General features: G+C 52.2%; 4 tRNA genes and 6 rRNA genes. All 10 read right to left on the bottom strand.

Features of this window, described 5'->3' with window-relative positions:
* Nucleotides 1-61: 61 nt before the first annotated feature.
* The 10 genes from rrf (QT382_RS21035) to QT382_RS20990 all read right to left on the bottom strand — a co-directional run bounded on the left by rrf (QT382_RS21035) (nt 62) and on the right by QT382_RS20990 (nt 11,245).
* A 5S ribosomal RNA gene (gene rrf / locus QT382_RS21035) occupies nt 62-174 on the bottom strand.
* 192 nt (nt 175-366) lie between these two features.
* Nucleotides 367-3,247 (bottom strand): 23S ribosomal RNA (locus QT382_RS21030).
* A gap of 341 nt (nt 3,248-3,588) precedes the next feature.
* Nucleotides 3,589-3,664, bottom strand: a tRNA-Ala gene (locus QT382_RS21025).
* Nucleotides 3,665-3,680: 16 nt separating this feature from the next.
* Nucleotides 3,681-3,757, bottom strand: a tRNA-Ile gene (locus tag QT382_RS21020).
* A 179-nt stretch (nt 3,758-3,936) separates the two neighbouring features.
* A 16S ribosomal RNA gene (locus QT382_RS21015) occupies nt 3,937-5,465 on the bottom strand.
* 376 nt (nt 5,466-5,841) lie between these two features.
* Nucleotides 5,842-5,954 (bottom strand): 5S ribosomal RNA (gene rrf, locus QT382_RS21010).
* Between the two features lie 192 nt (nt 5,955-6,146).
* Nucleotides 6,147-9,027, bottom strand: a 23S ribosomal RNA gene (locus QT382_RS21005).
* A 341-nt stretch (nt 9,028-9,368) separates the two neighbouring features.
* A tRNA-Ala gene (locus QT382_RS21000) sits at nt 9,369-9,444 on the bottom strand.
* A 16-nt stretch (nt 9,445-9,460) separates the two neighbouring features.
* Nucleotides 9,461-9,537: transfer RNA gene (locus tag QT382_RS20995), tRNA-Ile, on the bottom strand.
* 179 nt (nt 9,538-9,716) lie between these two features.
* Nucleotides 9,717-11,245: ribosomal RNA gene (locus tag QT382_RS20990) — 16S ribosomal RNA — on the bottom strand.
* Together the 16S, 23S and 5S rRNA genes with 4 tRNA genes alongside form the textbook arrangement of a ribosomal RNA operon.
* Between the last annotated feature and the right edge of the window lie 220 nt (nt 11,246-11,465).

Below are 11,465 nucleotides of genomic sequence, written 5' to 3'. Positions count from 1 at the left end.
CAATCCCGCAAAAGCAAAACCCCCAGCCTCTTTGGAAGGCTGGGGGTTTGCGGGGTAAATAGCCTGACGATGACCTACTTTCACACGGGAATCCGCACTATCATCGGCGCTGACTCGTTTCACTGTCCTGTTCGGGATGGGAAGGAGTGGGACCAAGTCGCTATGGTCATCAGGCTTGACTGGTTGGCTGGCTGCTGTTTTGAGTGGCAGCCGGCCCAATTTGTAGAGTCTTGCTCGCTAAGTGTTTAGCGGGAATCAGCTTTGGTATTTGATTGCGTCTTCGAACGACTTCGTTTGAAGAACGGTGTTTTGCGTGCTTTGACTACTCAGTCTTTGGAGTTCGCAGATTGGAACTATCAAAGTTATAGGGTCAAGCCTCACGAGCAATTAGTACTGGTTAGCTTAACGCATTACTGCGCTTCCACACCCAGCCTATCAACGTCCTGGTCTCGAACGACTCTTCAGGGGGCTCAAGGCCCCGGCAAGACTCATCTTGAGACGAGTTTCCCGCTTAGATGCTTTCAGCGGTTATCTCTTCCGCACTTAGCTACTCGGCAATGCCACTGGCGTGACAACCGATACACCAGAGGTGCGTCCACTCCGGTCCTCTCGTACTAGGAGCAGGCTCTCTCAATCTTGCAGCGCCCACGGAAGATAGGGACCAAACTGTCTCACGACGTTTTAAACCCAGCTCACGTACCTCTTTAAATGGCGAACAGCCATACCCTTGGGACCGGCTACAGCCCCAGGATGAGATGAGCCGACATCGAGGTGCCAAACACCGCCGTCGATATGAACTCTTGGGCGGTATCAGCCTGTTATCCCCAGAGTACCTTTTATCCGTTGAGCGATGGCCCTTCCATACAGAACCACCGGATCACTTTGTCCTACTTTCGTACCTGCTCGACTTGTCAGTCTCGCAGTCAAGCACGCTTATGCCAATGCACTATCAGCACGATTTCCGACCGTGCCTAGCGTACCTTCGAACTCCTCCGTTACACTTTGGGAGGAGACCGCCCCAGTCAAACTGCCCACCATACACTGTCCCCAATCCCGATAAGGGACCAAGGTTAGAACCTCAAACACACCAGGGTGGTATTTCAACGTCGGCTCCATGAGAACTAGCGTCCTCACTTCAAAGCCTCCCACCTATCCTACACAGATCTGTTCAAAGTCCAATGTAAAGCTACAGTAAAGGTTCATGGGGTCTTTCCGTCTTTCCGCGGGGAGATTGCATCATCACAAACATTTCAACTTCGCTGAGTCTCTGGAGGAGACAGTGTGGCCATCGTTACGCCATTCGTGCAGGTCGGAACTTACCCGACAAGGAATTTCGCTACCTTAGGACCGTTATAGTTACGGCCGCCGTTTACTGGGACTTCAGTCAAGAGCTTGCACCCCATCATTTAATCTTCCAGCACCGGGCAGGCGTCACACCCTATACGTCGACTTTCGTCTTTGCAGAGTGCTGTGTTTTTAATAAACAGTCGCAGCCACCGATTCTCTGCGGCCTCATTGGGCTTCATGAGTAAATCACTACACCTACTAAAGGCACACCTTCTTCCGAAGTTACGGTGTCAATTTGCCGAGTTCCTTCTCCAGAGTTCTCTCAAGCGCCTTAGAATACTCATCTCGCGCACCAGTGTCGGTTTGCGGTACGGTCGTCAATAGCTGAAGCTTAGTGGCTTTTCCTGGAAGCAGGGTATCACTCACTTCGTCTGCAAGCAGACTCGTTATCACCCCTCATCTAAGCCCGGCGGATTTGCCTACCAGGCACGACTACAGGCTTGAACCGGGACATCCAACACCCGGCTGAGCTAACCTTCTCCGTCCCCACATCGCACTATTGATCGGTACAGGAATATTGACCTGTTTCCCATCAGCTACGCATCTCTGCCTCGCCTTAGGGGCCGACTCACCCTACGCCGATGAACGTTGCGTAGGAAACCTTGCGCTTTCGGCGAGGGGGCTTTTCACCCCCTTTAACGCTACTCATGTCAGCATTCGCACTTCTGATACCTCCAGCAGGCTTCACAACCCACCTTCACAGGCTTACAGAACGCTCTCCTACCACTTGCAATAAATTGCAAATCCGCAGCTTCGGTAACTGGCTTAGCCCCGTTACATCTTCCGCGCAGGACGACTCGATCAGTGAGCTATTACGCTTTCTTTAAATGATGGCTGCTTCTAAGCCAACATCCTGACTGTTTTAGCCTTCCCACTTCGTTTCCCACTTAGCCAATTTTAGGGACCTTAGCTGGCGGTCTGGGTTGTTTCCCTCTTGAGTCCGGACGTTAGCACCCGGTGCTCTGTCTCCCAAGCTGTACTCTGCGGTATTCGGAGTTTGCCAAGGTTTGGTAAGTCGCCATGACCCCCTAGCCTAAACAGTGCTCTACCCCCGCAGGTAATACTTGAGGCACTACCTAAATAGTTTTCGGAGAGAACCAGCTATTTCCAAGTTTGTTTAGCCTTTCACCCCTATCCACAGCTCATCCGCTAGTTTTGCAACACTAGTCGGTTCGGACCTCCAGCACCTGTTACGGTACCTTCATCCTGGCCATGGATAGATCACTTGGTTTCGGGTCTACACCCAGCGACTAATTCGCCCTATTCGGACTCGATTTCTCTACGGCTACCCTATTCGGTTAACCTCGCCACTGAATGTAAGTCGCTGACCCATTATACAAAAGGTACGCAGTCACCCTTGCGGGCTCCTACTTTTTGTATGCATGCGGTTTCAGGATCTATTTCACTCCCCTCCCGGGGTTCTTTTCGCCTTTCCCTCACGGTACTTGTTCACTATCGGTCGATTACGAGTATTTAGCCTTGGAGGATGGTCCCCCCATATTCAGACAGGATTTCACGTGTCCCGCCCTACTCTATTCGCGCCTAGTTCCACAATCTGCATTTTTCATACGGGGCTATCACCCGCTGTGGCCGGACTTTCCATTCCGTTCTGATATACAAACTGCTAAAACGCGAGGGCTACTCCGATTTCGCTCGCCACTACTTTCGGAATCTCGGTTGATGTCTTTTCCTCGAGCTACTGAGATGTTTCAGTTCACCCGGTTCGCCACAATGACCTATGTATTCAGTCAGAGTTACCTCTTGCGAGGTGGGTTTCCCCATTCGGAAATCTCCGGATCAAAGCTAATTTGCCAGCTCCCCGAAGCTTATCGCAGGCTATCACGTCCTTCGTCGCCTGTAATCGCCAAGGCATCCACCACATGCACTTAGTCACTTGACCCTATAACTTTGACAGCGCTGACTTGCAACTGTCGTCAAGGACTCATACAGAACTCTTCGTTCCATACGTTTATTGAGTATTCACGCGTTACGCCGTTCTTCATACCTAATCAAATCAGCAACCATCTTTCGATCATTGCTGCTTCGCTCAGTTGAAGTCTATGTTGACGCAATCAAATATGTTGCCGACGGCACGGTGCTCAATCCCCTTTACGAGATCTTGCTTTCCGTCGACAACGCTGATTCGACTCTACAAATTGTTAAAGAACAACAGCCAATATGGCTGGCAATCCAAAGCATCCGCTAGAAGCTTTGGATTGCCAACACTTTCGAGTGATTGATTGGTGGAGGATGACGGGATCGAACCGACGACCCCCTGCTTGCAAAGCAGGTGCTCTCCCAGCTGAGCTAATCCCCCAGATCTTTCGATCTCGTGGTGGGTCTGGCTGGATTCGAACCAGCGACCCCCGCCTTATCAAGACGGTGCTCTAACCGACTGAGCTACAGACCCACGCGTTTGTCGCGCTTCGCCCGCAGCTTCTCGCCCGTTGAGGCCAGCTCGCCAGGCTCACGCAAATTTCTCACTCACTGTTGTGATTACAGCCGATAAGTGTGGGCGCTTGAATTTGAGTCAATGGATCTCGCTAGTTATTGACTGCACGCAATCAATCGCTGCTCGATCTAATCTAGAAAGGAGGTGATCCAGCCGCACCTTCCGATACGGCTACCTTGTTACGACTTCACCCCAGTCACGAACCCTGCCGTGGTAATCGCCCTCCTTGCGGTTAGGCTAACTACTTCTGGCAGAACCCGCTCCCATGGTGTGACGGGCGGTGTGTACAAGACCCGGGAACGTATTCACCGCGGCAAGCTGATCCGCGATTACTAGCGATTCCGACTTCACGCAGTCGAGTTGCAGACTACGATCCGGACTACGACCGGGTTTCTGGGATTGGCTCCCCCTCGCGGGTTGGCAGCCCTCTGTCCCGGCCATTGTATGACGTGTGTAGCCCTACCCATAAGGGCCATGATGACCTGACGTCATCCCCACCTTCCTCCGGTTTGTCACCGGCAGTCTCATTAGAGTGCCCTTTCGTAGCAACTAATGACAAGGGTTGCGCTCGTTGCGGGACTTAACCCAACATCTCACGACACGAGCTGACGACGGCCATGCAGCACCTGTGTCCAGGTTCTCTTTCGAGCACCAAACCATCTCTGGTAAGTTCCTGGCATGTCAAGGGTAGGTAAGGTTTTTCGCGTTGCATCGAATTAAACCACATCATCCACCGCTTGTGCGGGTCCCCGTCAATTCCTTTGAGTTTCAACCTTGCGGCCGTACTCCCCAGGCGGTCAACTTCACGCGTTAGCTACGTTACTGAGAAGAAACCCTCCCAACAACCAGTTGACATCGTTTAGGGCGTGGACTACCAGGGTATCTAATCCTGTTTGCTCCCCACGCTTTCGTGCATGAGCGTCAGTACAGGTCCAGGGGATTGCCTTCGCCATCGGTGTTCCTCCGCATATCTACGCATTTCACTGCTACACGCGGAATTCCATCCCCCTCTACCGTACTCTAGCTATGCAGTCACAAAGGCAGTTCCCAGGTTGAGCCCGGGGATTTCACCTCTGTCTTGCATAACCGCCTGCGCACGCTTTACGCCCAGTAATTCCGATTAACGCTTGCACCCTACGTATTACCGCGGCTGCTGGCACGTAGTTAGCCGGTGCTTATTCTTCAGGTACCGTCATGAGGCGTTTGTATTAGAAACACCCTTTTCTTCCCTGACAAAAGCGGTTTACAACCCGAAGGCCTTCTTCCCGCACGCGGCATGGCTGGATCAGGCTTGCGCCCATTGTCCAAAATTCCCCACTGCTGCCTCCCGTAGGAGTCTGGGCCGTGTCTCAGTCCCAGTGTGGCTGGTCGTCCTCTCAGACCAGCTACAGATCGTTGGCTTGGTGAGCCTTTACCCCACCAACTACCTAATCTGATATCGGCCGCTCCAATTGCGCGAGGTCTTGCGATCCCCCGCTTTCACCCTCAGGTCGTATGCGGTATTAGCTGCTCTTTCGAGCAGTTATCCCCCACAACTGGGCACGTTCCGATACATTACTCACCCGTTCGCCACTCGTCGCCAGGTTGCCCCGCGTTACCGTTCGACTTGCATGTGTAAGGCATGCCGCCAGCGTTCAATCTGAGCCAGGATCAAACTCTATAGTTCGATCTTGAATACTCAACGGAATCGAACAAAGACTATTTGCATAGCTTCATTCTCTTTCCGTGAGCGTTTAAAGTCCGAGGACTCGATCCAAGTCACCTTGAATCAAAACTCGCCTTCAAACGCCCACGCTTATCGGCTGTGAATTCTTAAAGAACATTCGACTGACTCCTCAGTCGCTTCGCTTAATCAATTTCGTGATCAGCGAAGAAGCGAGATTATGCGGGTAATCGATCTTCTCGTCAACCCTAATCCGCATCTTTTTTGCTGCCCGGCTGGCCGGGTGATCAGCAGATGCCAATACACGAACAGTGCGTTGGCATCTGCTGGTCGCAGATGGAAACGCCCGGTCGTTTGACCGGGCGTTTCAATGTAAATAGCCTGACGATGACCTACTTTCACACGGGAATCCGCACTATCATCGGCGCTGACTCGTTTCACTGTCCTGTTCGGGATGGGAAGGAGTGGGACCAAGTCGCTATGGTCATCAGGCTTGACTGGTTGGCTGGCTGCTGTTTTGAGTGGCAGCCGGCCCAATTTGTAGAGTCTTGCTCGCTAAGTGTTTAGCGGGAATCAGCTTTGGTATTTGATTGCGTCTTCGAACGACTTCGTTTGAAGAACGGTGTTTTGCGTGCTTTGACTACTCAGTCTTTGGAGTTCGCAGATTGGAACTATCAAAGTTATAGGGTCAAGCCTCACGAGCAATTAGTACTGGTTAGCTTAACGCATTACTGCGCTTCCACACCCAGCCTATCAACGTCCTGGTCTCGAACGACTCTTCAGGGGGCTCAAGGCCCCGGCAAGACTCATCTTGAGACGAGTTTCCCGCTTAGATGCTTTCAGCGGTTATCTCTTCCGCACTTAGCTACTCGGCAATGCCACTGGCGTGACAACCGATACACCAGAGGTGCGTCCACTCCGGTCCTCTCGTACTAGGAGCAGGCTCTCTCAATCTTGCAGCGCCCACGGAAGATAGGGACCAAACTGTCTCACGACGTTTTAAACCCAGCTCACGTACCTCTTTAAATGGCGAACAGCCATACCCTTGGGACCGGCTACAGCCCCAGGATGAGATGAGCCGACATCGAGGTGCCAAACACCGCCGTCGATATGAACTCTTGGGCGGTATCAGCCTGTTATCCCCAGAGTACCTTTTATCCGTTGAGCGATGGCCCTTCCATACAGAACCACCGGATCACTTTGTCCTACTTTCGTACCTGCTCGACTTGTCAGTCTCGCAGTCAAGCACGCTTATGCCAATGCACTATCAGCACGATTTCCGACCGTGCCTAGCGTACCTTCGAACTCCTCCGTTACACTTTGGGAGGAGACCGCCCCAGTCAAACTGCCCACCATACACTGTCCCCAATCCCGATAAGGGACCAAGGTTAGAACCTCAAACACACCAGGGTGGTATTTCAACGTCGGCTCCATGAGAACTAGCGTCCTCACTTCAAAGCCTCCCACCTATCCTACACAGATCTGTTCAAAGTCCAATGTAAAGCTACAGTAAAGGTTCATGGGGTCTTTCCGTCTTTCCGCGGGGAGATTGCATCATCACAAACATTTCAACTTCGCTGAGTCTCTGGAGGAGACAGTGTGGCCATCGTTACGCCATTCGTGCAGGTCGGAACTTACCCGACAAGGAATTTCGCTACCTTAGGACCGTTATAGTTACGGCCGCCGTTTACTGGGACTTCAGTCAAGAGCTTGCACCCCATCATTTAATCTTCCAGCACCGGGCAGGCGTCACACCCTATACGTCGACTTTCGTCTTTGCAGAGTGCTGTGTTTTTAATAAACAGTCGCAGCCACCGATTCTCTGCGGCCTCATTGGGCTTCATGAGTAAATCACTACACCTACTAAAGGCACACCTTCTTCCGAAGTTACGGTGTCAATTTGCCGAGTTCCTTCTCCAGAGTTCTCTCAAGCGCCTTAGAATACTCATCTCGCGCACCAGTGTCGGTTTGCGGTACGGTCGTCAATAGCTGAAGCTTAGTGGCTTTTCCTGGAAGCAGGGTATCACTCACTTCGTCTGCAAGCAGACTCGTTATCACCCCTCATCTAAGCCCGGCGGATTTGCCTACCAGGCACGACTACAGGCTTGAACCGGGACATCCAACACCCGGCTGAGCTAACCTTCTCCGTCCCCACATCGCACTATTGATCGGTACAGGAATATTGACCTGTTTCCCATCAGCTACGCATCTCTGCCTCGCCTTAGGGGCCGACTCACCCTACGCCGATGAACGTTGCGTAGGAAACCTTGCGCTTTCGGCGAGGGGGCTTTTCACCCCCTTTAACGCTACTCATGTCAGCATTCGCACTTCTGATACCTCCAGCAGGCTTCACAACCCACCTTCACAGGCTTACAGAACGCTCTCCTACCACTTGCAATAAATTGCAAATCCGCAGCTTCGGTAACTGGCTTAGCCCCGTTACATCTTCCGCGCAGGACGACTCGATCAGTGAGCTATTACGCTTTCTTTAAATGATGGCTGCTTCTAAGCCAACATCCTGACTGTTTTAGCCTTCCCACTTCGTTTCCCACTTAGCCAATTTTAGGGACCTTAGCTGGCGGTCTGGGTTGTTTCCCTCTTGAGTCCGGACGTTAGCACCCGGTGCTCTGTCTCCCAAGCTGTACTCTGCGGTATTCGGAGTTTGCCAAGGTTTGGTAAGTCGCCATGACCCCCTAGCCTAAACAGTGCTCTACCCCCGCAGGTAATACTTGAGGCACTACCTAAATAGTTTTCGGAGAGAACCAGCTATTTCCAAGTTTGTTTAGCCTTTCACCCCTATCCACAGCTCATCCGCTAGTTTTGCAACACTAGTCGGTTCGGACCTCCAGCACCTGTTACGGTACCTTCATCCTGGCCATGGATAGATCACTTGGTTTCGGGTCTACACCCAGCGACTAATTCGCCCTATTCGGACTCGATTTCTCTACGGCTACCCTATTCGGTTAACCTCGCCACTGAATGTAAGTCGCTGACCCATTATACAAAAGGTACGCAGTCACCCTTGCGGGCTCCTACTTTTTGTATGCATGCGGTTTCAGGATCTATTTCACTCCCCTCCCGGGGTTCTTTTCGCCTTTCCCTCACGGTACTTGTTCACTATCGGTCGATTACGAGTATTTAGCCTTGGAGGATGGTCCCCCCATATTCAGACAGGATTTCACGTGTCCCGCCCTACTCTATTCGCGCCTAGTTCCACAATCTGCATTTTTCATACGGGGCTATCACCCGCTGTGGCCGGACTTTCCATTCCGTTCTGATATACAAACTGCTAAAACGCGAGGGCTACTCCGATTTCGCTCGCCACTACTTTCGGAATCTCGGTTGATGTCTTTTCCTCGAGCTACTGAGATGTTTCAGTTCACCCGGTTCGCCACAATGACCTATGTATTCAGTCAGAGTTACCTCTTGCGAGGTGGGTTTCCCCATTCGGAAATCTCCGGATCAAAGCTAATTTGCCAGCTCCCCGAAGCTTATCGCAGGCTATCACGTCCTTCGTCGCCTGTAATCGCCAAGGCATCCACCACATGCACTTAGTCACTTGACCCTATAACTTTGACAGCGCTGACTTGCAACTGTCGTCAAGGACTCATACAGAACTCTTCGTTCCATACGTTTATTGAGTATTCACGCGTTACGCCGTTCTTCATACCTAATCAAATCAGCAACCATCTTTCGATCATTGCTGCTTCGCTCAGTTGAAGTCTATGTTGACGCAATCAAATATGTTGCCGACGGCACGGTGCTCAATCCCCTTTACGAGATCTTGCTTTCCGTCGACAACGCTGATTCGACTCTACAAATTGTTAAAGAACAACAGCCAATATGGCTGGCAATCCAAAGCATCCGCTAGAAGCTTTGGATTGCCAACACTTTCGAGTGATTGATTGGTGGAGGATGACGGGATCGAACCGACGACCCCCTGCTTGCAAAGCAGGTGCTCTCCCAGCTGAGCTAATCCCCCAGATCTTTCGATCTCGTGGTGGGTCTGGCTGGATTCGAACCAGCGACCCCCGCCTTATCAAGACGGTGCTCTAACCGACTGAGCTACAGACCCACGCGTTTGTCGCGCTTCGCCCGCAGCTTCTCGCCCGTTGAGGCCAGCTCGCCAGGCTCACGCAAATTTCTCACTCACTGTTGTGATTACAGCCGATAAGTGTGGGCGCTTGAATTTGAGTCAATGGATCTCGCTAGTTATTGACTGCACGCAATCAATCGCTGCTCGATCTAATCTAGAAAGGAGGTGATCCAGCCGCACCTTCCGATACGGCTACCTTGTTACGACTTCACCCCAGTCACGAACCCTGCCGTGGTAATCGCCCTCCTTGCGGTTAGGCTAACTACTTCTGGCAGAACCCGCTCCCATGGTGTGACGGGCGGTGTGTACAAGACCCGGGAACGTATTCACCGCGGCAAGCTGATCCGCGATTACTAGCGATTCCGACTTCACGCAGTCGAGTTGCAGACTACGATCCGGACTACGACCGGGTTTCTGGGATTGGCTCCCCCTCGCGGGTTGGCAGCCCTCTGTCCCGGCCATTGTATGACGTGTGTAGCCCTACCCATAAGGGCCATGATGACCTGACGTCATCCCCACCTTCCTCCGGTTTGTCACCGGCAGTCTCATTAGAGTGCCCTTTCGTAGCAACTAATGACAAGGGTTGCGCTCGTTGCGGGACTTAACCCAACATCTCACGACACGAGCTGACGACGGCCATGCAGCACCTGTGTCCAGGTTCTCTTTCGAGCACCAAACCATCTCTGGTAAGTTCCTGGCATGTCAAGGGTAGGTAAGGTTTTTCGCGTTGCATCGAATTAAACCACATCATCCACCGCTTGTGCGGGTCCCCGTCAATTCCTTTGAGTTTCAACCTTGCGGCCGTACTCCCCAGGCGGTCAACTTCACGCGTTAGCTACGTTACTGAGAAGAAACCCTCCCAACAACCAGTTGACATCGTTTAGGGCGTGGACTACCAGGGTATCTAATCCTGTTTGCTCCCCACGCTTTCGTGCATGAGCGTCAGTACAGGTCCAGGGGATTGCCTTCGCCATCGGTGTTCCTCCGCATATCTACGCATTTCACTGCTACACGCGGAATTCCATCCCCCTCTACCGTACTCTAGCTATGCAGTCACAAAGGCAGTTCCCAGGTTGAGCCCGGGGATTTCACCTCTGTCTTGCATAACCGCCTGCGCACGCTTTACGCCCAGTAATTCCGATTAACGCTTGCACCCTACGTATTACCGCGGCTGCTGGCACGTAGTTAGCCGGTGCTTATTCTTCAGGTACCGTCATGAGGCGTTTGTATTAGAAACACCCTTTTCTTCCCTGACAAAAGCGGTTTACAACCCGAAGGCCTTCTTCCCGCACGCGGCATGGCTGGATCAGGCTTGCGCCCATTGTCCAAAATTCCCCACTGCTGCCTCCCGTAGGAGTCTGGGCCGTGTCTCAGTCCCAGTGTGGCTGGTCGTCCTCTCAGACCAGCTACAGATCGTTGGCTTGGTGAGCCTTTACCCCACCAACTACCTAATCTGATATCGGCCGCTCCAATTGCGCGAGGTCTTGCGATCCCCCGCTTTCACCCTCAGGTCGTATGCGGTATTAGCTGCTCTTTCGAGCAGTTATCCCCCACAACTGGGCACGTTCCGATACATTACTCACCCGTTCGCCACTCGTCGCCAGGTTGCCCCGCGTTACCGTTCGACTTGCATGTGTAAGGCATGCCGCCAGCGTTCAATCTGAGCCAGGATCAAACTCTATAGTTCGATCTTGAATACTCAACGGAATCGAACAAAGACTATTTGCATAGCTTCATTCTCTTTCCGTGAGCGTTTAAAGTCCGAGGACTCGATCCAAGTCACCTTGAATCAAAACTCGCCTTCAAACGCCCACGCTTATCGGCTGTGAATTCTTAAAGAACATTCGACTGACTCCTCAGTCGCTTCGCTTAATCAATTTCGTGATCAGCGAAGAAGCGAGATTATG

Source organism: Pelomonas sp. SE-A7 (assembly GCF_030345705.1).
Taxonomy (GTDB): Bacteria; Pseudomonadota; Gammaproteobacteria; order Burkholderiales; family Burkholderiaceae_C; genus JAUASW01.
This window is presented reverse-complemented; position numbering and strand designations above follow the sequence as displayed.